Source organism: Oceanobacillus sp. B139/18, assembly GCF_055524595.1.
Genome location: NZ_JBVFXI010000009.1, coordinates 62,747 through 88,455, shown reverse-complemented (window position 1 = coordinate 88,455; position 25,709 = coordinate 62,747). Strand labels below are relative to the sequence as shown.

At 37.8% G+C, this 25,709-nt stretch carries 26 protein-coding genes, 1 tRNA gene and 3 pseudogenes; 18 read left to right on the top strand and 12 right to left on the bottom strand.

The features are described from left to right. The first annotated feature begins 390 nt into the window (after positions 1 to 390). The 4 genes from ACZSMY_RS20625 to ACZSMY_RS20610 all read left to right on the top strand — a co-directional run bounded on the left by ACZSMY_RS20625 (position 391) and on the right by ACZSMY_RS20610 (position 3,784). Positions 391 to 915 carry a GNAT family N-acetyltransferase gene (locus ACZSMY_RS20625; protein WP_256705724.1) on the top strand — a complete coding sequence of 175 codons (525 nt, stop codon included), beginning with the start codon at positions 391 to 393 and terminating at the stop codon, positions 913 to 915. A gap of 171 nt (positions 916 to 1,086) precedes the next feature. After that, on the top strand, positions 1,087 to 1,515 hold the full coding sequence (locus tag ACZSMY_RS20620) for a DUF2569 family protein (RefSeq protein WP_465148258.1): 429 nt from the start codon (positions 1,087 to 1,089) through the stop codon (positions 1,513 to 1,515). A gap of 99 nt (positions 1,516 to 1,614) precedes the next feature. Then, the gene (locus ACZSMY_RS20615; protein ID WP_193063986.1) at positions 1,615 to 2,535 is read left to right on the top strand and encodes a LysR family transcriptional regulator; all 921 of its coding nucleotides are present in this window, start codon (positions 1,615 to 1,617) and stop codon (positions 2,533 to 2,535) included. 109 nt (positions 2,536 to 2,644) lie between these two features. Next, complete coding sequence (locus ACZSMY_RS20610) at positions 2,645 to 3,784, top strand: 5-methyltetrahydropteroyltriglutamate--homocysteine S-methyltransferase (protein ID WP_413465451.1); 1,140 nt, start codon at positions 2,645 to 2,647, stop codon at positions 3,782 to 3,784. Positions 3,785 to 4,026: 242 nt separating this feature from the next. Here the strand turns inward: ACZSMY_RS20610 and ACZSMY_RS20605 are convergent, their stop codons facing one another. Beyond that, a complete protein-coding gene (locus ACZSMY_RS20605; protein WP_226894940.1) occupies positions 4,027 to 4,110 on the bottom strand; it encodes a putative holin-like toxin in 84 nt (27 codons plus the stop codon). Between the two features lie 276 nt (positions 4,111 to 4,386). Between ACZSMY_RS20605 and ACZSMY_RS20600 the strand changes: the two genes are divergently transcribed. Then, complete coding sequence (locus ACZSMY_RS20600; RefSeq protein WP_289584789.1) at positions 4,387 to 5,523, top strand: 5-methyltetrahydropteroyltriglutamate--homocysteine S-methyltransferase; 1,137 nt, start codon at positions 4,387 to 4,389, stop codon at positions 5,521 to 5,523. Positions 5,524 to 5,677: 154 nt separating this feature from the next. Here ACZSMY_RS20600 and ACZSMY_RS20595 read toward each other — a convergent pair whose 3' ends face one another. The 3 genes from ACZSMY_RS20595 to ACZSMY_RS20585 all read right to left on the bottom strand — a co-directional run bounded on the left by ACZSMY_RS20595 (position 5,678) and on the right by ACZSMY_RS20585 (position 6,938). Continuing rightward, the gene (locus tag ACZSMY_RS20595) at positions 5,678 to 6,163 is read right to left on the bottom strand and encodes a YtxH domain-containing protein (RefSeq protein ID WP_193063983.1); all 486 of its coding nucleotides are present in this window, start codon (positions 6,161 to 6,163) and stop codon (positions 5,678 to 5,680) included. Positions 6,164 to 6,229: 66 nt separating this feature from the next. Next, the gene (locus ACZSMY_RS20590) at positions 6,230 to 6,427 is read right to left on the bottom strand and encodes a DUF2188 domain-containing protein (protein ID WP_042532101.1); all 198 of its coding nucleotides are present in this window, start codon (positions 6,425 to 6,427) and stop codon (positions 6,230 to 6,232) included. A 214-nt stretch (positions 6,428 to 6,641) separates the two neighbouring features. Next, complete coding sequence (locus ACZSMY_RS20585) at positions 6,642 to 6,938, bottom strand: TIGR04104 family putative zinc finger protein (RefSeq protein ID WP_042532103.1); 297 nt, start codon at positions 6,936 to 6,938, stop codon at positions 6,642 to 6,644. A 188-nt stretch (positions 6,939 to 7,126) separates the two neighbouring features. Between ACZSMY_RS20585 and ACZSMY_RS20580 the strand changes: the two genes are divergently transcribed. The 3 genes from ACZSMY_RS20580 to ACZSMY_RS20570 all read left to right on the top strand — a co-directional run bounded on the left by ACZSMY_RS20580 (position 7,127) and on the right by ACZSMY_RS20570 (position 9,963). Further along, on the top strand, positions 7,127 to 8,548 hold the full coding sequence (locus tag ACZSMY_RS20580; RefSeq protein ID WP_042532105.1) for an MDR family MFS transporter: 1,422 nt from the start codon (positions 7,127 to 7,129) through the stop codon (positions 8,546 to 8,548). Between the two features lie 65 nt (positions 8,549 to 8,613). Next, on the top strand, positions 8,614 to 9,525 hold the full coding sequence (locus ACZSMY_RS20575) for a phosphotransferase family protein (RefSeq protein WP_465148257.1): 912 nt from the start codon (positions 8,614 to 8,616) through the stop codon (positions 9,523 to 9,525). A 15-nt stretch (positions 9,526 to 9,540) separates the two neighbouring features. After that, positions 9,541 to 9,963 carry an NUDIX hydrolase gene (locus tag ACZSMY_RS20570; RefSeq protein ID WP_256705728.1) on the top strand — a complete coding sequence of 141 codons (423 nt, stop codon included), beginning with the start codon at positions 9,541 to 9,543 and terminating at the stop codon, positions 9,961 to 9,963. A 149-nt stretch (positions 9,964 to 10,112) separates the two neighbouring features. On the opposite strand, the gene ACZSMY_RS20565 is transcribed toward ACZSMY_RS20570, so the two are convergent. Next, a complete protein-coding gene (locus ACZSMY_RS20565; RefSeq protein ID WP_193063980.1) occupies positions 10,113 to 11,030 on the bottom strand; it encodes an AEC family transporter in 918 nt (305 codons plus the stop codon). Positions 11,031 to 11,371: 341 nt separating this feature from the next. Between ACZSMY_RS20565 and tnpB the strand changes: the two are divergent. Together tnpB and ACZSMY_RS20555 are read left to right on the top strand one after the other, a co-directional pair. Continuing rightward, a pseudogene (gene tnpB, locus ACZSMY_RS20560) lies at positions 11,372 to 12,544 on the top strand (IS200/IS605 family element RNA-guided endonuclease TnpB). 68 nt (positions 12,545 to 12,612) lie between these two features. After that, positions 12,613 to 13,344, top strand: a complete 732-nt coding sequence (locus ACZSMY_RS20555; protein ID WP_465148256.1) for a TolB family protein — start codon at positions 12,613 to 12,615, stop codon at positions 13,342 to 13,344. A gap of 145 nt (positions 13,345 to 13,489) precedes the next feature. Here ACZSMY_RS20555 and ACZSMY_RS20550 read toward each other — a convergent pair whose 3' ends face one another. From ACZSMY_RS20550 to ACZSMY_RS20540, 3 genes are all read right to left on the bottom strand, one after another. Continuing rightward, positions 13,490 to 14,431 (bottom strand): FAD:protein FMN transferase, encoded by a 942-nt coding sequence (locus ACZSMY_RS20550; protein ID WP_465148255.1) that lies wholly within the window; start codon positions 14,429 to 14,431, stop codon positions 13,490 to 13,492. 171 nt (positions 14,432 to 14,602) lie between these two features. Beyond that, entirely contained in the window at positions 14,603 to 15,790 is a 1,188-nt protein-coding gene (locus ACZSMY_RS20545) for an NAD(P)H-dependent oxidoreductase (RefSeq protein WP_193063977.1), read from the bottom strand. A gap of 18 nt (positions 15,791 to 15,808) precedes the next feature. Then, positions 15,809 to 16,417, bottom strand: coding sequence for an NADPH-dependent FMN reductase (locus ACZSMY_RS20540; protein ID WP_042532119.1), 609 nt, complete (start codon positions 16,415 to 16,417; stop codon positions 15,809 to 15,811). Positions 16,418 to 16,916: 499 nt separating this feature from the next. Here ACZSMY_RS20540 and ACZSMY_RS20535 point away from each other — a divergent pair, with 499 nt between their 5' ends. From ACZSMY_RS20535 to ACZSMY_RS20515, 5 genes and pseudogenes are all read left to right on the top strand, one after another. Continuing rightward, positions 16,917 to 17,507 carry a GNAT family N-acetyltransferase gene (locus tag ACZSMY_RS20535; protein WP_256705731.1) on the top strand — a complete coding sequence of 197 codons (591 nt, stop codon included), beginning with the start codon at positions 16,917 to 16,919 and terminating at the stop codon, positions 17,505 to 17,507. A gap of 77 nt (positions 17,508 to 17,584) precedes the next feature. Continuing rightward, entirely contained in the window at positions 17,585 to 18,055 is a 471-nt protein-coding gene (locus tag ACZSMY_RS20530) for a peptide-methionine (S)-S-oxide reductase (protein ID WP_212928613.1), read from the top strand. 109 nt (positions 18,056 to 18,164) lie between these two features. Then, the gene (locus tag ACZSMY_RS20525) at positions 18,165 to 18,803 is read left to right on the top strand and encodes an HAD family hydrolase (protein ID WP_042532123.1); all 639 of its coding nucleotides are present in this window, start codon (positions 18,165 to 18,167) and stop codon (positions 18,801 to 18,803) included. 73 nt (positions 18,804 to 18,876) lie between these two features. Continuing rightward, positions 18,877 to 19,053, top strand: a complete 177-nt coding sequence (locus tag ACZSMY_RS20520) for a DUF6440 family protein (protein WP_175297035.1) — start codon at positions 18,877 to 18,879, stop codon at positions 19,051 to 19,053. Positions 19,054 to 19,056: 3 nt separating this feature from the next. Continuing rightward, positions 19,057 to 19,185 (top strand): annotated as a pseudogene (locus tag ACZSMY_RS20515) (peptide-methionine (S)-S-oxide reductase); the annotation flags it as partial. Positions 19,186 to 19,407: 222 nt separating this feature from the next. On the opposite strand, the gene ACZSMY_RS20510 reads toward ACZSMY_RS20515, so the two are convergent. Beyond that, entirely contained in the window at positions 19,408 to 20,193 is a 786-nt protein-coding gene (locus ACZSMY_RS20510; protein ID WP_193063974.1) for a sulfite exporter TauE/SafE family protein, read from the bottom strand. A gap of 437 nt (positions 20,194 to 20,630) precedes the next feature. Here ACZSMY_RS20510 and ACZSMY_RS20505 point away from each other — a divergent pair, with 437 nt between their 5' ends. Beyond that, complete coding sequence (locus ACZSMY_RS20505; RefSeq protein WP_042532127.1) at positions 20,631 to 21,302, top strand: hypothetical protein; 672 nt, start codon at positions 20,631 to 20,633, stop codon at positions 21,300 to 21,302. 413 nt (positions 21,303 to 21,715) lie between these two features. After that, the gene (locus ACZSMY_RS20500; protein ID WP_175297036.1) at positions 21,716 to 21,892 is read left to right on the top strand and encodes a hypothetical protein; all 177 of its coding nucleotides are present in this window, start codon (positions 21,716 to 21,718) and stop codon (positions 21,890 to 21,892) included. A 494-nt stretch (positions 21,893 to 22,386) separates the two neighbouring features. Here the strand turns inward: ACZSMY_RS20500 and ACZSMY_RS20495 are convergent. Continuing rightward, positions 22,387 to 22,722 (bottom strand): annotated as a pseudogene (locus tag ACZSMY_RS20495) (transposase); the annotation flags it as partial. Positions 22,723 to 22,986: 264 nt separating this feature from the next. Further along, positions 22,987 to 23,742: an SDR family NAD(P)-dependent oxidoreductase gene (locus ACZSMY_RS20490; protein WP_193063971.1), complete on the bottom strand. Its 756-nt coding sequence runs from the start codon at positions 23,740 to 23,742 to the stop codon at positions 22,987 to 22,989. 357 nt (positions 23,743 to 24,099) lie between these two features. On the opposite strand from ACZSMY_RS20490, the gene ACZSMY_RS20485 reads away from it, so the two are divergent. After that, positions 24,100 to 24,645, top strand: a complete 546-nt coding sequence (locus ACZSMY_RS20485; protein ID WP_465148254.1) for an HAD-IIIA family hydrolase — start codon at positions 24,100 to 24,102, stop codon at positions 24,643 to 24,645. Between the two features lie 775 nt (positions 24,646 to 25,420). Here the strand turns inward: ACZSMY_RS20485 and ACZSMY_RS20480 are convergent. Next, positions 25,421 to 25,491: transfer RNA gene (locus tag ACZSMY_RS20480), tRNA-Ala, on the bottom strand. Positions 25,492 to 25,709: the final 218 nt, after the last annotated feature.

The following is a 25,709-nucleotide window of genomic DNA, read 5'->3' as shown; positions in this document are numbered from 1 at the left end:
GTTTGGACGTCTTCCCCTGCTTCTATGTGAAAGGTAAGTTATATCCAATAAAAAAACCTGACAAAATAAAGTACACGAATCGTGCTTTATCTTGTCAGGTTATGCCCTCTAAAGGTTACATTCCTTTAAATCATGTATGCGGTTTTAATTTTTATAACATTGACAATATATCAAAGAAGGAAAAAGAAGTCAACTGTTTGAATTGGGGAATTGTGCAGGTATATTTAGGGTGCGGCAGTACGTTTTGGGAATTTTTATATAAAAGGAAGCAATTATTGTTAGAGAATAAATAAAAAGATGTATAATTTAAAATAAAAGATACATTTTGTCTTCTCAGTGCTTAGAAAGCTGTCGAAGAGAATGTAAAAATAATAAAAGCAGGTGCCTGTCATGAATATAGAAATGAGAAATGGAACGCTCGAGGATGTTGAAGGTATGATGCAAATAATTAATCGTGCCAGAAATAAACTGGCTGCATCCGGATCACCACAGTGGTCTGATGAAGATACACCGAAAGAGGAAGACATAAGGAAAGAGGTAGAAAAAGGAAATAATTATCTTTTTACGATAAATAAGCAGATTATCGGTACAGCAATCATAACGAATGAAGAAGAGCCGGCTTATTCCTCCATAAGATATGGGGATTGGGATACATCACAGGAGGATAACTATGCAACCATTCATAAATTCGCTATTAACCCTGACATTAATGGGAAGGGCTACGGGAAAATGTTTATGAAGCTGCTGCTGTTTATGTGTGAAGAAAAGGGTATCAAGGAAATCCGGATCGATACACATCCAAAAAATCGGGCAATGCAGCATGTTATTCTGTCTGCGGGGTTTAAGTTCAAGGGAATCATCCAGCTTCCTTTTGAGAATGGAGAGAGGTATGCGTACCAATTATTTTTAACGTGATATAAATCGATATTTTTATCGAGAAGAACCATCCGTAAAACTCTCCCTGAGTGAAGTTTCGTTTTATAGAAAACACATACCAAAGGAAGGATGGATAAGAAAATCTAAAAAGAGTTGAGCAGTCTAATACACAGTTGAAGGAATATCCTGAATTTGCTATATTTATTTTAATTGAGCAAAGAAGGGGACGTAGCAGGGGAAAAAAAGGAAGAACATCAGTCAGCATTTCAAACTGATTCTCGTTATGCAATCGTTGCAGGATGGCTTATTATTCCGGCAATTATGATTTTGTTCAGTATCATTTCGGTAGTATTACTTGTCATCGCTGTCAATCCTGCTTCTTTAGGGACTTACAGTTTAGTTGTATACATAACAAGCATCATTCTGTTTTTCTTTTATCTATTTATCATTTATATATGGATCAAAAGGAAACAAATATTACCAAAGCTAATGATAACAGCTTATAGTATCAATATTTTATCGAACATACCTGCTATATTTGTAGAAGGAGAAATGCCCGGGGGCGCTATCTTAATTAACCTTATTTGGATTGGCTATTTTATCAGATCTAAACGAGTCAAGGCAACGTTTACCCAATGATGTGATTTTAGCAGCAAAGCGTGCATAGAATGTCCGCTTTGCTGCTAGAATGTTATGGTTTAGTAATCGGAAAAATTAAACCAGAGGAAGGAGAAAGAAATGACCTTACAGCAATTAAAATATGTGATTGAAGTAGCCAGAAGCCGTTCGATTTCCAAAGCAGCCCAAGCTTTATTTATCAGTCAGCCGAGCTTATCCAATGCGTTAAAGGAATTGGAAAAGGAAATCGGCGTCAAAATATTCTCGCGTACAAACAAAGGAATCCACGTGACCAAAGAAGGGTCTGAGTTTTTAGGCTATGCCAGACAGGTTTTAGAACAGGCGGAATTGCTGGAAAACCGTTATTCTAACAATGCAGCGCCGCAGCATCATTTTGCTGTATCTGCGCAGCACTATGCTTTTGCAGTCAGTGCCTTTGTACGCTTATTAAAAGATTATGACCGGGACGAATATGATTTTACATTTCGGGAGACAAGAACGTATGAAATTATCGAGGATGTTAAAAATTTAAACAGTGAAATCGGGATCATGTATATCAACGATTTTAACGAGCAAATTATCCGTAAATTTTTAAGAGAAGGAAATTTAGCTTTTCACCGTTTATTTGAGGCAACTCCTCATGTGTTTATCAGCGGGGATAATCCATTGGCAAAGAAAGCGTATGTGACGCTGGAGGATTTGGAGCCGTATCCTTATTTGCTTTATGAGCAAGGGGATTATAATTCATTTTATTTTTCAGAGGAGATTTTAAGCACGCTGACCCGACCGAAAAATATTCATGTCCGTGACCGGGCAACGATGTTTAATCTGCTGATTGGCCTGAATGGTTATACGATATCGACGGGAGTTATCAGTCAGAGGCTGAATGGAGATAATATTATTGCGGTTCCGTTGAAGGTTGATGAAGTCATTCGTGTTGGCTATATCGTTCATAAAGATATTGAGCTCAGTCCAATGGCGCAAACCTATATTGCTTATTTACAGTCCAGTATTGAAGAAGAAAGGCAAAGTTTGCCGTAATCCTTGATATAGTTAAAAGCTATATTGAACGATAGATTTTAGGTGTTATCTGATATCGGGGTTTCTGTGATAGACTAATCTACAACCAAATGAAACAAGGGAGAGATCAGTGATGACAGTAGCGAGTAAACATGGCGTACGTGCAGAAACACCATTCCGATTTGATAATGTGGGAAGCTTCCTGAGACCGGAAAAACTAAAGGAAGCCCGTGAAGCTTTTGCAAAGGGAAGGATCTCGGCACAGGATCTAAAAGCTGTGGAAGATGAAGCAATCAAGGATTTAATTCAAAAGCAGAAAGAAGTCGGCTTAAAAGCAATTACAGATGGAGAGTTTCGCCGTTCCTGGTGGCATCTTGATTTTATGTGGGGGCTTCAAGGAGTGAAGAAGCAAGAGCTTAATCAAGGATATCAATTTAAAGGTGAAGAAACGCGTGCGGAAACAGCTCGTTTAACTGGTAAAATTAGCGGAGAAAACCATCCGTTTGTTGAGCATTTCCAATTTATACAGCAATTTGCTGATGAGGAAGTCGTGGCAAGACAAACGATTCCCGCTCCAGCGCAATTTTTATCTGAATCCCAGCGTCCGGATAATGCAGAAACGACGAAAAGTATCTATCCAGACCTGAATGAATTCGTGGAGGATATAGCTGCAGCTTATCGAAAGGTTATTGAGGATTTATATGCAGCGGGCTGCCGGAATCTGCAGCTGGATGATTGTACGTGGGGAAGGCTTGTCGGTAAAAACCACTGGACCAGCTGTGAAGATGATTCGAATATAGAAGAAATCGGTTCATTATACGTAGTCTTAAATAATAAAGTCATTGAAAATCAACCAGAAGATTTAATCATTACCACCCACGTATGCCGAGGAAATTACCATTCTAAATGGTTTTCATCCGGGGCCTATGATGCCATTGCCAAACATTTATTTGGCAGAGAAAAAGTAAAAGCATATTACTTAGAATTTGATACCGAACGTGCCGGCGGATTTGAGTCTCTCGTTAACGTTAGTGACGATAAGCTTATCGTATTGGGATTATTCTCTTCTAAGTTTCCGGAGCTGGAGGATAAAGCCCAAATCAAGAAACGCATTGAAGAAGCTTCGAAATATGTGCCGCTTGAGCGTTTATGTGTCAGTCCGCAATGCGGTTTTGCTTCAACAGAAGAAGGAAATATTCTGACGGAAGAGCAGCAATGGGATAAATTACGTTTAATAAGGGAAGTTGCTGAGGAAGTTTGGGGGAAATAAAAGAAGAACTAGTGCACAGGCTGGAGTTTCCAGTCTGTCTCTGTTCGGAGATGCAGTGTTCACGAGTTATTTGAAAGAACTTTTAAAAATCAAAAAAATAGGGTATAATAAGTATAGAAGTAAATATAATAGAAGTACCGTCCGTGGTGTCACACGAACGGTAAGTCAATAGCAAGGCTCCCTTTTAAGGGTCAGCATGTTAAGGGAAATAATCCACCTTGGTCGCTAAACTCAAGGGTGGATTATTTTTTGTGATTAAATGACAGCACCGCAATAATTAAGGAAGCAAAAGCTATTGCTAGCATTAAACTTTCAAAAACTGTCATACAGCACCACCCCCTTTCGATAGGGAATGAGCTGACCACCCTCGAAGAAACCGTATACTATTGTTTTATTATTATAACATAGAATTAATTTAATAGGTGTTATTTATAGAATGTAGGTTCGTATTTGCTGCTGCTATCAAACTACTGTGGAATACTTTCTATTAGCACTTTGATATAGGAAAAAACTATAACAAACGATAGATTTTAGGTGTTATCTGATAGTAAGCTTTCTGTGATAGACTAATTTCAACCAATGAAACGAAGGAGAGATTCGTAATGACAGTAGCGAGTAAACATGGCGTACGTGCAAAAACACCATTCCGATTTGATAATGTGGGGAGCTTCCTAAGACCGGAAAAACTAAAGGAAGCCCGTGAAGCTTTTGCAAAGGGAAGCATCTCGGCACAGGATCTAAAAGCTGTAGAAGATGAAGCAATCAAGGATTTAATTCAGAAGCAGAAAGAAGTCGGCTTAAAAGCAATTACAGACGGAGAATTTCGCCGTTCCTGGTGGCATCTTGACTTTATGTGGGGACTGCAGGGGGTAGAGAAGCAGGATATTAAAAAGGGCTACCAATTTCAAGGCGAAGAAACACGTGCGGAAACAGCCCGTTTAACTGGGAAAATCAGCGGAGAAAATCATCCGTTTGTTGAGCATTTCCAATTTATACAGCAATTTGCCGATGAGGAAGTCGTGGCAAGACAGACCATTCCTGCTCCGGCACAATTTTTAGCAGAGCTGCAACGCCCGGAAAATGTAGAAATAACCAATCAGCTTTATCCGAATCAGAATGAATTGGCAGAAGATATTGCAGCTGCATACCGTACCATTATCCAAGATTTATATGAAGCAGGGTGCAGAAACTTACAAGTAGATGACTGCACATGGGGAATGCTTGTTGATGAAAATTATTGGGCAAGCCGTCATGATGGAGCAAATGTAGAAGATATCGGAACACTTTATGTGAGTTTAAATAATAAAGCGATTGAAAACCATCCGGAGGATCTAATCATTACAACACATGTGTGTCGCGGAAACTATCATTCTACATGGGCTTCATCAGGTGCTTATGACACCATTGCTAAAATTCTATTTGCGCAAGAAAAAGTAAAAGCATATTATTTAGAGTTTGATACCGAACGTGCCGGCGGATTTGAATCTCTCGTTAATGTTAGTGACGATAAGCTTGTCGTATTGGGATTATTCTCTTCCAAGCTTCCAGAGCTGGAGGATAAAGCACAAATCAAGGAGCGTATTGAAGAAGCTTCGAAATATGTGCCGATTGAGCGTTTATGTGTCAGTCCACAATGCGGTTTTGCTTCAACAGAAGAAGGAAATATTCTGACGGAAGAGCAGCAATGGGCTAAATTACGTTTAGTAAGGGAAGTTGCTGAGGAAGTTTGGGGAAAATAAATATGTTTGGAGGCAGGCTGAGGGAATCCAGCCTATCTTCAAACAAAGTAATGTTTCCTCATCTACACATTTTTTCTGATTAACCAATTTTTAATAAAAGCATCCATCTAACGTAAATGTAGAAAAGGAAGCGCTGCTCCGAGCGCTTCCTTTTCTACATTTTGTTAATGGGTTCGTCTAATACATGATGATCAGTATTGTTTGAGGAACTATTCGATTTACTATCTTTCTTCATCTTTTTTCCTGTTTTCACTGCAGTGTTTTTTGCTTCATCAATGTTGGATTTGGCATCTTTTATCCCTTCTTGTACATCTTTTGCGTGGTCGCCAAGCTCTTTTGTATCTTCAACAATATTTTTAGCTGTTTCTTTTATTTCCTGGCCTTCATTAGCCCAAACGTTTTGTACTTTCTCCAGTGCTTGCTGTGCACTTGATAGTGTTTGTTTCGCATTTTCTATTAAATATTGTTTTGTACCATTTGGATCATCTTTAATTTTTTGAGTATATGACACAACAGAATCTTTCGCATTCATGGAAGTATCTTTTACTTTACTTTTTGTTTTCGGGTTCAGCAGGATGAAGGAGATACCAGCTATTGCTCCAGCTCCTACTAGTAATCCAAACTTGTTGTTTTTTTCCATTGTCTACCTCTCCTTTCTTTATCGATTTAATAAACTTGTTGCTTTACGGTCAAAACATAAAAAATCCTAGAATCGTTTTTCTTCTTGGATGTTGTCGTCCTTGTCTCTGATTTCCACCTTGCTTGGTGTATTCTCTTTCGCCATTTGCTCTGCAGCAGAAAGCGCATCATCTTTTGAACCATATACTTCTTCAGGTGCGACATCTTCCAGTTTTACATACCAGCTTGTTTCATTTGCATCCGGTACGACACTAAATGTTTTCATCTTGCCCAACTCCTTTATTACGATCTTATGGGAGGTTTACCCTCAGTTGGAGTAAGTAAAACATGCTATACGGAGAAATTTCATCATTTCTTCCTGTGAAGGATACTATGGTGGAATTGAAATATTGATATGGAAGCATGGATGGGCAGACGTCTGGTCGATTCTAATAGTGATTTCATTTTCTTCAGCTTGAAATGTCGTAATGTGTATAAAGTCAAAAGAAAAATTCCTCTGTACTTGTCAGTTTTAATACAGCAGGGAAAAGGCTAAGAACAATAATGCTTCCTAAAATCAGCCAGCTGAAAATAAACCAAAAAGGTACATTAAAAAAGTTTAGAAGAAGGGCAGCTAAAGGAATAATCATTAAAAAGGAAAACTGTATTCTTGATTTGTTAGTGGCATATTGCTTTTCCTCACAATAAGGGCAACTATATGCGGTATCTAAGGTAGTGGTTACTTTCATGGTTTGTTTCCACGTCCATTTTCGGTGACAGTGCTGGCACGTTGGCATTAACATTACTCCTCTCAGCAGGTAATATATATAAATTGTAACATATGGAAAAATGACTTTTCATTTCTTAACAAAAAGGATAAGAAAAAAAGCTAGCATCTTTTTCGCTTTTCCTTTAATCTATAGTAAGCTGTTTATTATTTCGAGAATCAAAATACAAATTTAACTGCAAGAAGGGATACAGATAGATGAATCAAATACATCGACCGACCGTTGTGGCGCTTTTGCTGGCAGGGTCTTTTATTTCTATTTTAAATCAGACATTGATGATTACAGCGATACCGCCAATTATCAATGAAATGGGTGTGACACCGAACAGTGCACAGTGGCTGACTACGGTATTTATGCTGGTAAATGGGATCATGATCCCCGTCAGTGCTTTTTTAATTGAACGTTTTACAACGAGGCAGCTCTTTTTGACGGCAATGAGTGTGTTTGCTGTGGGAACATTAATTGGAGGACTAGCGCCGAATTTTGAATTTTTAATTATGTCCAGAGTCATTCAATCCATTGGCGCCGGTGTGATGCTGCCATTAATGACAACTGTGTTTTTATTGATTTTCCCGATTAATAAAAGGGGATCCGTGATGGGATTGATTGGTTTGGTGATTTCCTTTGCACCGGCAATTGGACCTGTTATTTCAGGGTGGGTGACAGAGCATTATTCCTGGCGTGTACTGTTTTATATTATTTTACCAATCGCTATTATTGATATTATTATTGCTTTCTTTGCCTTACGTAATGTAACGGAAGTGAAGAAGACCAAGTTTGATGTCTTTTCTGTAATTCTATCGTCCTTTGGATTTGGCGGAATTCTTTATGGGGTAACCAATGCCGGAAACTTTGGCTGGGCAGCACCGATTACACTGGTAACTTTAGCTATCGGTATTCTTTCTCTGATTCTATTTATTTTGCGCCAGTTAAAACTGAAATATCCAATGCTTGAATTTAGAGTGTTTAAGTATGCTATCTTCCCATTCAGTGTCTTTATTGGTTCAATTACGTTTATGGGACTGATTGGATCAGAGACCTTGATTCCGCTGTATATGCAAAATATGCGGGACTTCACTGCATTTGAAGCTGGGCTGTCGATGCTCCCGGGTGCTTTGATTACAGGTATTATGGGACCGATTATCGGCAGGATTTTTGACCGGGTTGGCGGGAAATGGATCGTGCTGCCGGGACTTATTATTGTGACGTTAGCGACCGTTCCATTTATGTTCCTTCATGTTGAAACGACCTTTACCTTTGTAATTGTAATGTACGCTGTACGTATGTTTGGATTTGCACTGATTATGATGCCGATTCAGACAGCGGCATTAAACCAGCTGCCAAGAGAGCTTATTCCGCACGGTGCTGCATTAGACGGTACGATGCGTATGGTGGCAGCTTCTGTGGGTACTGCGATCCTTGTAACGATTATGACATCTGCAGCTACGATGACAGAAGGCAGTGAAAACATTGTCCGTCCGGATATTTTCGGGGTGAATGTAGCCTTTGGCGTGATTGCTGTGCTGTCTTTATGTACGTTAATTGCTTATTTCTTTATCAAATTCGATCCATCTCCTGTTGAACAGGCGAAGATGGACAGAGAAAATAATGTATCATGATTAATAAAAATCCTCGTTTGCTTTTGGAAGTAGCGGGGATTTTTTAATAGAAAAGGAGAGATTCCATGGTTCAACTTCCTGAAAGATTAAAGAACTGGATTGTTTCTCACTTTCCAAAGGAAACAGCTATTCAGCATATTTATTCATTGAAAGGAAGCACCACAGCTGCGATGTATGCAATAAACCTTAAATTGCCGACTGGTGAAATGAAAGAACTGGTATTACGGCAATACGAAAAGAGCCAGTTTACAGCAAAAGAAATCAAACAAGAAGCAGACAGCCTAAAAGCAGCAGCATCTTTATCTATTGAAACACCGCAATATATTGCAGCTGATCCAGAAGGAGAAATAATTGGCAAACCGCTTCTCTTAATGAGCAAAATGGAAGGCAAGGTAGATATATTGCCGGCGAATCAAGCTGCATGGTTGAATCAGCTTGCAGAAGCATTAGCTCAGATACACCACAATACAATAAATCATTTTCCCTGGAAGCATAAGCGTTATCAAAAAGCAGATGAAATTGAAATTCCGATCTGGTCAAGGAAGCTTGAAGTATGGGAGGCTTTAAAAAAGGTTGTGTTGCGTCCAGAACCGAGCTATACACCGGTGTTTATTCATCGCGATCTTCACCCGGCCAATGTACTTTGGAAGGATGCTGAGGTGAACGGTGTGGTGGATTGGGCCAATGGCTGCTTAGGTCATACTGGAGTGGATGTGGGACATTGCCGCTGGAACCTCGCCATGCTTTATGGTGTAGCAGCTGCAGATACTTTTTTGGCAGTTTATCAAGAGAAGATGGGGAGTCATTTCTCCTATGATGTTTATTGGGATATTGTTTCCTTAATGGATGTGTTAGAAGGACAGCCGGAAGTTTATCCTGGCTGGGAAGTCTTTGGGAAAACGGATATTACGGAGGAAGTAATGATAGAGAGAATGGATGAATACGCAGTTTCACTGTTAGAAAAAGCGATGGAATAGAGGAGGATAATGAAGATGGAAAGAGTAGATGTGGTCTATGCGTTGATTTTAGACGAGACAGAAGAGAAGATTTTAATGGTGCAGAATATAAAGCATGATAATTGGTCGATGCCTGGCGGGGCAGTGGAAGCTGGAGAAACATTAACTGAAGCAGTTATCCGTGAAGCGAGTGAAGAAACAGGTTTAACGATTGAAGCGGGAGACATTCTTGCTGTAAATGAAGCATTTATGGAAAGGTTCAATCACCATACCATCTTTTTTACGTTTATGGCTAGGGTTGTTGGTGGAGAAATTCTAATACAAGATACAGAAACAATTGCGGATACCGCATGGATGAGTATAGATGAAGCAGATAAATGGATGCCTTATCATAAAACGGGGATTCGAAGCCTGTTGGAAAAGGCTGTTCCTTATACGTTTCAGGGTGTGGAGAAGTAATAAGATGGAGTATGGCGATTCAATGTTGCTATGCTCTTTCTTTATTATTGTTTAGATAATAATAAAACCTTATATAGAAACTAAAAAGCCGTAACTGCTTCCATTACGGCTTCTCAAATTATCCAATATCAATGCTGTTTACATATAATTTAAAACAAAACATAAGACAAATAAATCACGACAGTTACCGTAATAATACTAAAAAGTGTTGAAAATAAAACAATTTGTGCGTGCAATTCCGGCTTGATTTGATACTCCATCGCAATCGTTGATGTATTCCTGGAAGTCGGAAAAGAGCTTGCGATAAATAAGGATTGTGCAACGACTCCATCAATATTCAGCAGGTATATAACAGCCAGTGCTAACGATGGCCCCATCACCAGTCTTCCAATCAAAGACCATGTAATGACCCGATGGAAAAAATGCAGCTTAATATTAGATAATTGTGCTCCCAGTAATAAAAGGGCAATAGCCACAAAACCATCGGCAAGCTGATCAAGCGGTATCATAATCGAATTAGGAATGGGAATGGAAAATCCTTGGAACAGCATCCCTAATAGCAGTGCGTGGAATACTGGCAATCTTAGAAAGGATTGAATAATCCCTCCGATTGATTTGGTTGCTGATAATAAATTATAAATTCCATAAGAGTATGTTAAAAGATTCTGGAAAATAAGAATAAAAACCTGAATCGAAAACCCTAAAGGATTGCTGCTGAAAACTAATTGGCTTACTGGCAAACCGTAGTTGCCAGAGTTCATTAACGAAATACTATTTTTTAGAGCTGCGCTTTCTTCTCTATCTAATTTTAATAGTTTGGCAATGATGTGACTTACAATAATCAGAATCAAACTATAAAGGATAATGTAATAGATTATTTGGAAAAATATATCCATTTCTATATTGATATGATATATATTCACAAATACAGCAGCTGGCATTAAACAATATGTAATCAGTGTAGATATCTGTTTCAGATTAAATTGAAACTTTCTCTGTAAAAGGGCACCAACCAGGGTCAATATCAATATGGGAAATATCACGTCTAATAAAATAAAAATAAACATTTCAAACCTCATTCTTAATATTTCGTCATTGGATTTTGTTATTTTCTAAATATGATCTTATCGTATCATAAAAGGAAAGATAAGGAAAATATCAAAAAGTTATCCAATTAAATAAGTAATACTTATATGAACAGAAGATTAATTGGTTTTATCACGGAAAACTGTCCGTCAAACTCCTTCTTCAAGCACGCGGAGGGTATAATCTAAGCGGTAAGGGGGAGAAGAATCGTCTGCCGACAAGCGAATGCTTTTTGGTGTATAAATTGTTTGAAAACTAAACAGAACAAATGTTCCTAATTGAGTCTTCTTCTGATATAATAGACAGGAGGAGGTAAGAAGCTATGAAAATAACAAAAGCATTTCGTTTTCGTATCTATCCGAATAAAAACCAAATCACTTTCATCCATAAGACAATCGGCTGCTCCCGCTTTGTTTACAACTATTTTACAGGAAAACAAAAAGAAAAAAACCACTATTGGCATACGGTGAATGAAATGGTACAAAACGGACAGCTTTTTCAAAATAATTGGAAGGGCGAATTTTTCAATAAAAATAAGGCAATCAAAGCGGTTCCAGAATTGAAGAAAACGTATCCCTTCCTCAAAGAAGTTGATAGCATCGCCCTTCAAAAAGCCGTTGAAAACGTGAACGATTCCTATACACGTTATTATAAGAAGCAGAATAAGGCACCTCGTTTTAAATCAAAAAAGAATCCTGTTCAGTCGTATACAACCAAACATGTCAATGGAAACATTGCTGTATTGGATAAACATATCAAACTGCCTAAGCTCGGATTGGTTCGTTTTGCCAAAAGTCGGGAAGTGGAAGGACGTATTATCAATGCAACGATTCGGCGCAACCCATCAGGAAAATACTTTGTTTCGATTGTGGCGGAAACGGATGTTAAGCACTATGAAAAAACAGGTTCCTCTGTAGGCATCGATGTCGGATTAACCGATTTCGCAACCCTTTCCGATGGGACGGTGTATGAAAATCCAAGATTTTTCCGGACATTAGAAGAGAAATTGGCAAAAGCGCAAGTGATTCTGTCCAGAAGACAGGTAGGCTCGGCGAATTGGCAGAAACAAAAACGAAAAGTAGCCCGGCTTCACGAAAAAATTGCGAATAAAAGAAAAGACATGTTAGATAAAATCTCCACCGAGATAGTCAATAACCACGATATCATCGGAATAGAAGATTTATCTGTGTAAAACATGTTAAAAAATCGCAATCTTGCAAAATCAATTAGCGATGTATCCTGGTCAGCGTTCCAAACGATGCTGGAATATAAAGCGGCCTGGTATGGAAAGCAGGTTGTTGTAGTTGCGAAAAACTATCCATCCAGCCAGCTGTGTTCCAATTGCGGACACCAAAACCCAGACGTTAAAAATCTCGATTTGCGTGCATGGACATGTGATAGCTGTCAATGCCATCATCAAAGAGATATTAACGCAAGCAGGAATCTTCGTAAGGAAGCATTACGAATAACCGCAGGGACTGCGGGGATAGCCTAATCCATAACTGACCAATGGGTTGGTGTTCTTAGGGATCTCCCACTTTAAGCAACCTTGAAGGTTGGTAAGTGGGGGTAGTTCAATTTAGTGAGTTTGACGGAGAGAAGGAACAAGTCTATTCCTACTCCTTGGAAGACAGCGCAGTAAATGAGACTCCGTCTGTTGTTCCTAAAGATACAGCGAACGCACGATCATTTAATGAACCACAGTTGTCGCCAGACGGAGAACAGCTGGCATTTACGGAGGTATCTGAGGAATCGCAAGAAATTTCTCTTTTCAAGTATGAATTATTTTTAATGGATTTAGAAACACAGGAAGTAGAGAGATTAACATATTTGAAAACAGCGGTAACCTCACCAGTATTTTTTCATGACGACAATAAAATCGCTTTTCTGGAGAATACAAACTGGTCAGCGGAACCAGCTGAATATCGATTGATGACAATAGATACAGCAACACATGATATCGAAGCAGTTGAACTGGATGCACCTCAATCAGAAGAAGATAATCGATTAATACAAATGCTGGATCGTGCGGTAAACAGCTTAACGGTTGCCATTCTGTATATATTACTGATGAGTCTGCTGAGTGTTTACCTTCTGCATTATGCTGGTAAAGCCTATCTGCCTTCTATCATTAGTTTTTCGCTTGGCATCCTGACATTTGCTGCGAGTTTTGTGGTAGCCGCAGCAGCTAATGCTTGGTATGGCATGGGGCTTGGGATGCTGGCCGCAGGAATCTTCGGCTGTTCTATTATTATCTTATTGTTTATATTTATTTATAAGCGTTTTGTAAAATAGATGGGTTGCAATCTTTTGGCAGATAAAAGCCACGCTAGCTTATTTTAAAATTGGAATAAGCTAGCGTGGTTTCGTATTTGCATGAAGGTTGAGCTGATGTATCTGGTCGAGAGAACTTAACAGGTTCCTTACTCGATCAAAAATATTAGGAAACAGCTTCACTAATATACGGCTTAAGAGATTCGGTATAACACATCTCCCCATCCATTGTAACAACAATGCCTTCTATATCCTCTAACGCATCCAGCGCATCAATAATTTGGCGGGGAGACTTTCCGAATAAACGGCTTGTCCATATTTCGCCATCGACTGATTTTTTGGATACAATGGTTAATCCGGCAATTTCTGATTCAATCGGATAGCCGGTGCGAGGGTCCAAAATATGGTGGTATGTCCGGTTAACCTTCGTGAAATTTCTTTCGTAAATGCCAGAGGTAACCACAGATTGATTTAGAGCGTTTAACACAGCGATATACTTCCCGCGCGGCAGGAGCGGGTGTTGAATGCCGATGCGCCAGTAGCCATCCGCTTGATTTGGGGAATTTCCATGAGTGATGACATTTCCACCTAAATTAATCAGGGCTTCCGATACGTCCATCGATTCCAAATCCTGAATCAGAAGGTCGGCAATAAATCCTTTTGCCAGGGCGCCTAAATCAATAAACATCCCCGTGTGTTTTAAAAATACGGTTTGTTCTTCCTCATTAAGAATAATGTTTTCAGCGTTTGTTTTGCTGAGCAAGGATGCAATGGTTTTCGGCGAGGGAACATTCGCATCTTCAAATCCAATGCGCCAAGCTTGAACAAGGGGGCCGATGGTAATGTTTAACGCACTGTCTGCCGGAGTGCTGTGTTTCTTTCCGATTTTGATCAATTGGTACAAGCTCGGATTAACCTTTACCGGTCTTATCCCTGCATTTTGGTTCACTTCCATCAGCTCTGAGCTTGCATCGTGCGCACTAAAACGTTTCTCGTATTCTGTTAATCGAAGAATCAATTCATCCAAAATAAAATCTGCATAGTCATGCTGAACAGATAATTGGATAATTGTCCCCATCCTATGTATTTCACGTGTTTGCATTGTCATACTTGTCACCCTTTTGCATTAAGATACGTTGAATAGACGAAAGGATACCTGTCAGAAAATAGCTTCGGTTTTCATGAAGAATCATTCTGCAGCATCGTCTATAAATCAAATAAAGGTTTGAGACAGCACTTGAAAAAGAGGCCGTGTTGACCTCTTTTCCATGAACAATCTTTAGCTTTTAACCGTTGCTCCAGCTACGGTATCTACTTTTGAAGTCGCTCCGGATACCGCATCGACACCGCCTCCGGTTAATTGCTGGCCAGTTTGCTCTAAATACCAATCAATGATTGGCTGTATATCTTGGACATATTCGTTGATGCCAATATAATTATCCTCATCATCACGTACCGCCTGATAGCTGTGGACAACAAATTTATCTGGTCCATGAGTAGGAACCTGCGTCCTTACGACATCCTGTTTTCCGGTACGTAATTGCTGAATGACCCAGGAAACGCCGCTAAATACTCTTTCCGGGTGACATTCTGCTAATGGACTTCCCACTTGTTCCGGTCTGCGTCCTGCCAGCATATCTTCTTTTTCCATGTTGTGGTTATAGTATAAGAATTGGTTATTGCTATCTGCATAAGTCAATTCGGCAGGCATGGAATTCAAGAAATGATTGAGCTGATTGACTGTTAAAAGCCCGCGATTTAATTTAACATACGTATTGCCTTCCACGGCCTGTGTTGCTTCAGCAGCCTGTTCAAGCCAGTCATCGGCGGACATATCGATGCCTTCCACTGTCGTATCAATTGCTCCGGTAGCATATAAATCCTCTGTATCGGATACATCCTGCATTCCTTCAGGTGCATGGATAACCTTGACCACATTGATAAAACGGATAAATTTCTTGATACACGTTTCTAAGAATTGAGCTGTCTGCGCATCTTTCAGGTTTTCGTCTTCATCAAATGCATCATAGACTTCCCCTAATAGAAATTCATTACCTGGCATAACGATAGCATTTACTCCAGGTGCATCTAATATTTGCCGCAAATGTAACTGAGACCGTGAAGATCCCTGGACATCATAAGAAGCTCCCACAATCATCACCGGTTTTTCATCAAGCGGATGTATTTTAAACGATAACCATTCTAAGACACTCTGTAATGCGGATGGAATAGAGTGGTTATATTCCGGTGTAGCAATAATCACGCCATCTGCCTGCATAATTTTATTATTTAAATTTTGAATCACTTCACTATTGGTTTGATCATCTGATTGGTTAAACATTGGGACATCTTTAATATCCAGTACTTCCACATCAACTAATTTCTTGAAATTTTTTGCGATAAAGTTTAATAATATGCGATTATAAGAAAATTCAGCATTTGATCCTACGATTCCAACAAGTTTCATCAATATACCCCCTAGTAATTAATTGGTCTCCCACGAGAAGTTTGCTGCTTGTTTCTGGTGCGTTTCATTTGCGTTGACTAATTGATTGGTGATATCCACAAAATGTATAAAATCATTAAAAATTTGTTCAAGTTCTTCTATTTTTTGTTGGTCTTTTAACGTGCCATTATCATCAAAAGCCTGTAACGAATAACCGATCAAAAATTCAGAACTTGGCATAATGCGTGCTTTCAATTCAGGTGCATCCAGCATTTGCCGCAAATGACTTTGTGCACGGGAAGATCCTAATCTTCCATAGGAAGCTCCAGTCAGCATAACAGGCTTATCAATTAATGCTTGATTTGTATAAGATAACCATTCTAACGTGCTTTTTAAAATGGCTGGTACGGAATGGTTATATTCCGGTGAACTGATAATCACGCCATCTGCTTCTCTGATTTTATCCGCAAGTTTTTGTACTTCCTGAGGTGCTGTCTTGTCTTCCGGCTTATTAAAAGCAGGTAAATGTTTAATTTCGAAAATTTCAATGTCAGCTTGATCTGCAAAATGTTTTTGAATAAATTGCAGTAAAATACGATTCGTAGAATAATCCGAATTTGTTCCTAGAATACTTAGAAATTTTTTCATTTTATTGCTCCTTTCTTATTTAGAAAAAAGAATGTGAAGTATATCACAATTTAATTATAATATGTTTGAGCAAGAAATACAAGGGGACGTGAGGAAATGTTTTAAATTATAAGATTTATTTTAAAAGTGTAATAGATAGTGCTAAGATAATGTATAAAATAATATTTAGAATGGTTGTAATGACTCGTATTATAATTTATTGAGAACGCTTTCTTTAATCCGGTCACTTTTACGCTTATATGTAGATAGAAAACATTATAGTTTTGATATACCCTTCCTTTTTATTTTGAAACACTATGGGGGGCATTTCATAAAATTAAAATCAACAGGAGCAGGATACAAGGGGAGGGAACATGAATAAAGCTTCACTTTATAATAAAAGCATTATAATTATCAATATTTATCAACTTGTGAAAAGAGGTTCTGATTGCTAAAATTAGTTCAATAGTTTGCAAGCATACTTTTTATAGAAATAAATGATATATATTTGTGTGTGTGAATGATTGTTCTTAATTTAACGATTAAATTAGTTCTACATAAAGGCGATGTAATACAAGGAGTGAATTTGTTGCAGATTAGAAAAGCAAGTAAAGAAGATATAAAGTCCATAGCTAAAGTTTACGTTGATGGCTGGAAAACTACATATAAAGGTTTCGTACCGGGTAATTATTTGGAAAGTTTAACATACAGGAAAGCAGAGCAAAAATGGATGTCATTTTTAAGTAGTGAAAATAATCCTTTTATTTATATAGCAGTTAATGAAGATGGAAAAACAATAGGCTTTGCAGCAGGAAAAGGTTTGGATAGCGACAAATTTGACGGAGAGCTATACGCGCTTTATTTATTGCAAGAGAGTAGAGGATTAGGGACAGGAAAGCAGCTGGTTTCAGCCATTGCTAAGCATTTCACAGAACAAGGCATGAATTCGATGATGGTATGGGTGATGGAACAAAATAGATCCGGGCTTGGTTTCTACGAACGTATGGGAGCCAAGGCGTATCTTCGCAGGAAAAATGAAGTCGGAGGAATGCTGGTAGAGGATGTAGCTTATGGCTGGGAAGATGTTTCGGCATTATGCAGAGAGGGATAACACGATATCTTGTCAGGAAAAATTGCCTGATTCGATAGGTGTGAAATTCTTGGTGTTTAAACAAAAGGAGAATCAAAATGGAAGTAGTATATATTGCAGGCGGATGCCTATGGGGAGTACAAGCTTTTATAAAAACATTACCTGGAGTTACGTTTACAGAAGCGGGAAGAGCGAATGGAACAAGTTACACACTTGAGGGGGACTATGATGGGTATGCCGAGTGTGTAAAAACAGGCTTTGATCCGGAGGTTGTAACAATTAGAGAATTAATGGGATATTTTTTTGAAATCATTGATCCATACAGTTTAAATAAACAGGGGCAGGATATTGGCGAGAAATATAGAACAGGAGTATATAGTGAAAATCCGGAGCATTTAAAAGAGGCGAAAACGTTTCTTGAGAATAGAAATGATTATGACCGAATCGTGGTTGAAGTCTTGCCTCTTACCAACTATGTGAGAAGTGCAGCGGAGCATCAAGACAGGCTGGATAGATGTCCGAATGATTATTGCCATATTCCAGAAGAAATGTTAAGTAAATATAAATAAGGGAAAGGACTTAAATATGGTTTTCGGTCTCCGTTGGATGGTACGCTAAATAGGGACGAGGCGTTTTTTAGAGAACTTAGAATACAAATAGGATGATAAAGGGTGTGGAATGATGAAAGCAATTATTTTTGATTTTGACGGGACGCTTGCTGATACATTACCGGTTTGTTTCTATGCGTTTCAAGCTGTGTTTAAGGAATTTGACAATAAGGAGGTCACCTCCGATGAAGTAAAGGCGATGTTCGGTCCTTCTGAAACAGGAATCATCAAAGAAAATCTGCTGGACTCTAATCAGGATAAAGCAATTGAATTATATTATGAAAAATATAATGAAAAGCATCGAGAGCTTGTTGTTGAAAATGAGGAAATAAATGATTTGCTCCGGTTTTTAAAAAAAGAAGGATATCAATTAGGGATTGTAACAGGGAAAGCAAGAAGAAGTCTGATTATATCTTTAGATTGTCTTCAAATGAATGATTTGTTTGATGTAATCATAACAGGTGATGATGTTACGATGCCCAAGCCTCATCCAGAGGGATTAAACAAGGCATTGGTAAAGCTGCACATAAAAAACACGGAGGCTGTATTTTTAGGGGATAGCGATGCGGATATTCAGGCCGGTAAACAAGCAGACGTAAATACAATCGGAGTACAATGGCTGCCAAATTATCAAACGTTAGAATTTCGTGTTCAACCAGACCTGCTGCTAAACAACGTGAATGAATTTCTGGAATGGTTAAAAAAATGAAGAAAGGAATGATTGTTAATTAGTTTCTATTTAACAATGTGGTTATTTATTTTTAGAAGGAGGAGTGCTGAAAATGACAAACAATCGTTTTGAAGAAGTTTATTCTCAAGGGAAAATGAAGAATACGAAGATTATTCGTGATAATGAGAATGGTGTTTTGTATATGCTGCATCAAGAAGGCTATGGAGCAGGGCTGACTGTTATGGTGGATCAGGAAGGTAACCCCTTAGTGGACAAGGATTTTAATTAGAATAGAAATGATTATAATCGTATGGTGGTTGAAGTCTTGCCGCATACAAATTACGTAAGAAGCGCTGAGGAACTTCAAGAGAGATTAAGCAGGCGCCCAAATAACTATTGTCATATTCCAAAAGAAATATGAAATAAATATAAGGGTTAAACTTTGAATTTTTTCCTTACTATTTTCTGAGGAACAAAAGGCACGCTTCTCCATTCGTAATTAGAATAAGCAAGCGTGCTTTTTAAATAGATTTGGCAAAACTGGAAATGGTTTCTCTCTGAGCTGCCAAACAAAAAATAATCTAAGAGGTGTTTGAATACTATTCGCTTTTTGGTTATTCCATTTATCACGATTGGCAAACAATCAACTTATAATCATCATGATAACTACAATAAACAGAAGAACTAAATAGATTTTGGAAAAGAGTTTATCAGATAATTTTTGAGCCCAGGATCTGCCGATAGGCACTCCAATAAATCCGCCGAGGGTAAATCCAATAAGCGCAGGTATGTATATGAATCCTATCGTTGATGAAGGCATCGCATCTATCTTCAATCCTGTAACTAAATAAGCGAAAGCTCCTACGATAGCAATCGGCAGACCTAATGGAGTAGCCAAAGCTACAGCATGTATCATGCGCATCCCTCTATTTCTGAGATAAGGAATGGTCATTGTGCTTCCGCCAATACCTAATAGAGTGGAAAGAAATCCAATGCCTATCCCGATAAAAGAAGCGGAACGCTGCTTAGGCAGACGAAATGCTTGTTCTTCGATTTCTCTTGTGAACGATTTTTTTAGCATGTTCGAAATCAAGACATAAATTAATAGGCCGATAAATGCATACCTGAGAAAATCGCTCTCAATGTAGACTGCAAGCACGCCGCCTATTAAAGAACCTATTGCAATATATCCTGCTAATCGTTTAAAGACAGACCATGTCACATTGCCTTTTTTGGCATGGTTATATGTTGAATTAAATGAATTTATAATCATAACCGCTAATGATGTACCAATCGCAGTATGCATTAAATACTCGCTTGGAATGGAATCGGGTAAAAATGCAAATAAGATTGGTACTACGACGATTCCGCCTCCAAAACCAAACATGCTTGATAGCACACCAATTAAAATACCGATTAATGAAAACATTAAAAATGAAAATCCCACTAACAATCATCTCTCTTTACTTATATTCATTTGGATTATTTCTTAGATTCTATTAAATCACAAATTGAATGGTGTTACCATAAGGCATTGTGTTGTCTGACCAGTTCAAACTTCACCGGCTATTTGTGCTTTTGTATTTTTGTCCGTGTTCGATAGCGCAAGAGAAAGGATGATGAATACGTAGAAAATAACAAACTAACCACTTGTACTCTATGCAAATCAGCAATTCATGCCTGATAAAGGGGCAAGGAATCCTTCTGCACTCATCCCTCCCGATTTTTCATAATTGGAATGCCTGTGTTAATATTTAGTATTAGAGAGCAATGTTCATCCTTGCTGACACGTTATTAAACTATCAATTAACATGCGCCAATTCACTCTTTTGTAAAGCTGTATTATCGGAGAAAGGAAGTTTTTAAATGAAAAATAATACTAAATTTTTAATGGGCATGTTAGCATTTGTATTTGTTATATTGACTGCTTGTGGAAATGTAACAGAGGATTCGGATGCGGAGTCCAATCGCCTGTCATCAGATAATGATGTGATGCAAAACGAAAATGACAATTTACCTGGACAAGAAAGTACACAAGATTCATCTCCTATCGACCCAGAAACAGAAACCGATTCTTTTTCAGATTGGAAAGGAAAAAGCCAAGATGAATCAGCGGAGGAACAGAGCCAGGAAGAGCCTTTGGAAGAATATGTTCCCAATGAAGATGATGTTGTATACAAAAATAATGAGTTGAAAAATAAAGATATCCTTGAAGCGTTTATGGAGACTGCGGGAGAAAATGGACAGGATAATGAAAGTGAAATCAGAGTGGTGAAGGATGAAGGGACTCAAGGTGTACTTATATATGATTTGAAATCCGGATATGAAGAAAGTGTTGATCAGGCATGGATTATGGTTTATTCAGATTTGAGCCACTACAGAGCCTCAGATGATGAAGTGCAGGATGTTTTTAATACGAATCAGCAATGCGGATATATGTCAAAAGATGAAATAGAAGGAAAGTATAAATTACATGAATGTAGAACCCATTGGGAATACAGGTTACTTCCCACTGGAGAAGATAATGAAATGGAGTGACTGTTGCTTCATTATCTCCTCTCAACAAAAAGGCCGAAGCATGTTAGCTTCGGCCTTTTTGTTGAGAGAATGGATTGTATACTTGATGCGCACGCTTGAATTTTTTAGCTTATAATACTTCCTGTGTCTATTTATTTATGCTTCCCAAAACTCCTTGGTGAACAAAAATTGTATCTCATCCAGTAAGGTTAATTTAATGGTCTTTCAATTATCGGAGGTTATTGTTGAAGAACTTAAGCCTAATTCTTTATTTGAAATACGAAGGAGACAGGCTTTTCTATCTTTTTTCAACTTGTTATGAGTATAATACAGGCAGATAAAATTAAATAACTGATTTTTTTGATTTTTCGATACTATTACCTTGACAGCCCTAAAGATAGCATGTAGATTTTAAGTAAAGGGAGGGATGAAAGATGACCAATTATGACAAAGCAAAGAAAAAGATAGACAAAAGAAAAGAAATGCGGACTCAAGAAATCTCCGAAATGATTGACGAAGGCGGTTTAGGAGCTGATAGATATTATGATGTTATAAAAGGCTCTTCCCCGACTGAGAAAGAAATAAAATCAACGAAAAAATACCAAAAATGATAAAACGAAACTTTACTCAGTGGGAGTTTTTCGATGTACAACTCTTTACAATCGGACGAATAACCACAGTCCCACAACCCTAGAACGTCGCTAACTTAATCTGTTTCCTTCATACTCCCACTGCATTAGCCCTAAGTGATTCAGGGAGTTAGCTCACCTGAACTTCCGCCTAAATAAAGTTTCTTTTACGGACGATTCTCTGTGATAAAGAAGATTAAAAAAGAGAAAAAAAGGTCACTTACATTATAACCCCGAATTATTCATACCTGTAGATTAGAGATACAAACGAAAATTTGTAGTTTATGATTTCTATTTTAAGCGAAAAAAGCTAAAATATCGTAGGAAGCTGGAGGTAAATAGTATTTACAAGAAAAAACAACCGTTTTTGGACAGATCTATCCCTTGGTCTTCCAAGGAATAAAAAGTTTCTTTTTACAATCACTCCAACTGAAGCTATAGTAAAGAGGTATTTGAATGCAAGTCAAAGCAATTCAAAAACGAGACAAGCTTGGCTGAGAAGCAAGTGCATCTTTTCCCATGATTTGCGTAAATACCGGATGGTGCATCAGGACATCTGCTGCATCCTCTTCTGCATATCCAACGATGATTTGATAGATTTTCTGACGAAGTAAATCTTCATTCGCATACATGTAGCAGCGCCGTTCATTGGTAAGCTGTAAATATTATTCTGCCAAGGCCGCAGAGAATCCGATTTTTTCATCCAATTCACGGAAAATCATTTCACCAGTATCAGAGGATAATTCGCCTCCATCAAGAGATAGTTTTATTTTATGATTAAAATCAAGTGTGATTTGCGGTAAAGCAGCCATTATTAGAACCCTTTCTATTGGTTATTTGCTGGCGCTTTTAACCTTAATAGAAACGGGTTCTTTTTCATTTATTTGATGCAGCTTATAACTGTCACAATTACTTGGGAGGTATGAGATAACAAGCTATTTAGTTTTTTTGAATCGTTGATTGTTTTCGAACCTTCATAAAAATCCTGTCAACGCCATGTTCTGTAAATGACGTATGGAAGAAAGCATCTTTTGCAGGAAGATTGTATCATTTCCGAATCCCGCGACGTCTTTCTATCATAAAATAACATCTGGTGTTTCAGGCAAAATCTGTCCGCCATCTATAACAAGTGACTGACCGGTAATATATTTTGCTTCTTCTGATGCAAAGAAAGAAACTGTTGTTCCGATGTCTTCTGGGTCTCCTAATCGTTTCATTGGGACAGCTTCCGCGCCTTTTTCACTTAACACACCCAGTTCCTTTTTCAAGGTTTCAGTAGCAATCATTCCAGGTTGAACCGCATTAACCGTAACGCCATATGGTGCATACTCCAAAGCCGCATTACGCATAAATCCAAGAATCCCTGCTTTGGTTGCCCCATAGATCGAACCGCCCGGATATCCGGTAATATCACCCGTGATTGATGATGTCAGGATGACCCGGCCGTAATTTTGCTTCTTCATCGCTTCTAATACCGGTTTGGCAGTGAAGAACATTCCTTTCAAGTTAATGCTTTGAATTTTATCCCAATCTTCTTCTGTCATGTCTGCAATGGATACATCCGGGTAGATCCCTGTATTTGCAGCCAGAATATCGATTCTTTCATGTTTTTTTAAAATATCCTGAACAACCCGTTCCGCATTATTTTTGTCCGTCACGTCTAATTTATGAAATTCACCACTCACTTCTGCAGCCACTTTCTTCCCTGCTTCTTCATCGATGTCACAGATCATAACGGTTGCTCCAGCTTTTGCTAACGTCTTCACAATTCCTTTACCAATCCCATTTGCTCCACCAGTAACCATAGCGATTCTACGAGTTAAATCAAACATTATATCCCTTCCTTTCAGAATGCAGAATTATTTATACTTATAGATTATCAAGAAACATCGAAAAACTCCATGTTTGTGTATACAATACTAGCCTATAACAAATTTGATATGGAACATAAAACCCTTGTATTCCTGAGATGTCAAACTAATGAGGATTACTTAACTGCTCTCCAATTGCTTTATATTTCAAATTATTTGATTCTCTTATTCACTAGCAAATAACACCCGCTAATCACCAGATGCTAGGCTTACATAAATAAGTAGTTCAGTGTAAACTGAATGTACAGAATTAATTGTAAAGGATTCTTAAACGGGAGTATAACTGGTTATAAAATATTAAATTTAGGGGAAATGAGCATGAGACGGATAGAAGCAATCTTTTTAGATCGTGATGGAACAATTGGCGGGGATGACACGGTTCATTATCCAGGCGAATTTGAACTTTTTCCATATGTAGAGAAGGGAATCAAGAGATTAAAACAAGACAATATAAAAATTTTCTCATTTACCAATCAACCCGGAATTTCAAATGGTTTAGCCAAAAGACAGGATTTCGTACAGGAATTAAAAGGTTTCGGTTTCAATGATGTATATATATGCCCGCATAGACATGACGAAGGGTGTTCCTGCAGAAAGCCGAATACAGGTATGTTAATGGAAGCACAGCAAAAACACGAATTGACGCTTGAAAACTGTGTCGTTGTAGGAGACCGATGGAGTAATATAGTTGCCGCAGCAAAGGTGGGAAGTATTAAAATCCTTGTTAAAACTGGGGCTGGAAAGTCTTCCCTAAATGAGCATTTCGATAAATTAAATGATGTAAACATTGATTACATAGCTAATGATTTTAAAGACGCTATAAGTTGGTTGTATCGTAATTTTATTTTAAGCAATAGATTATGAAGTTTATTTCATAAAAGGGCATGATTGTTTAACAATGATAAGCAGTAAATGTGCAACCTTTTCACAAAAAGGAATCTACAAAAAAGAGCTTCCTAAAAGTTAAAATTGTATCTACTGCACATAAAGTTATCATTTCTCAACAGCGGGACTATACTTCTGTTGATATTTTTCTATAACCTTATTTATGTATTTATATATAGTATAAATCTAAGTACGATTCATTTCTATGCAATGGATGAAATCAAATTATTAATTTTTAAGGCTCTTCACCAAAATCTATGGGTGACATAGTAGCTATTAATTTCAATTTATATATTATTGGTTTAGGCGGTAAATATAATCCTGCTAGCCCAGAACCAGATAAATCCTATGGAATTTGGTTTTCAGCTATCGCCATTTTTAATGTACTTGTCATAGTATCTGCTTTTGTGCAGTTGAGGGTAAGAAAAATATGGCTTTTTTTAATAACGATAATAGGTTTAATTGTTTTTTTAATCTACTTTTTACCACAGATTGTGCTTTATTTGGAGAGTTTATTTTAAAGTGGATAATTAATAGTACTGAATCGGATTTGATTTGTAAAACAAATGGGATACCATGTAAGAATAAAGAAGTACTATCTTGTTTTTGACTTTTAAAGTTAGAGAATAAAACTTTTAATATTTTCCCATACAAATTGCTGATAAAATTAAACGTATGAATAAAGTAGTGCAGTAAAAAACACGCTTCTCATTCTGAATTAGAATAAGTAAGCGTGTTTTGGTATAACCAATGATGGAGCCTACGGGAATCGAACCCGTATTATTTGACTGCCAGTCAAACGTAATCCCATTATACCAAGGCCCCGAAATATTTTAATGAAGTATGAGAGGTTAAATACGATTGAAGTATTTACATCTGAATTATACTGCCATTGTTAAATATAAAATAGGTGGAAAATATATCAACAAATAGTATTATATACTTTTCGCAGACTTGCATCAAGTTTTTTTGTTCTATTTGCATCCTGTTTTTTAACGGGACAAATTTGTCCATTGTTTCTGAAAAAATAACATAAAGCACAC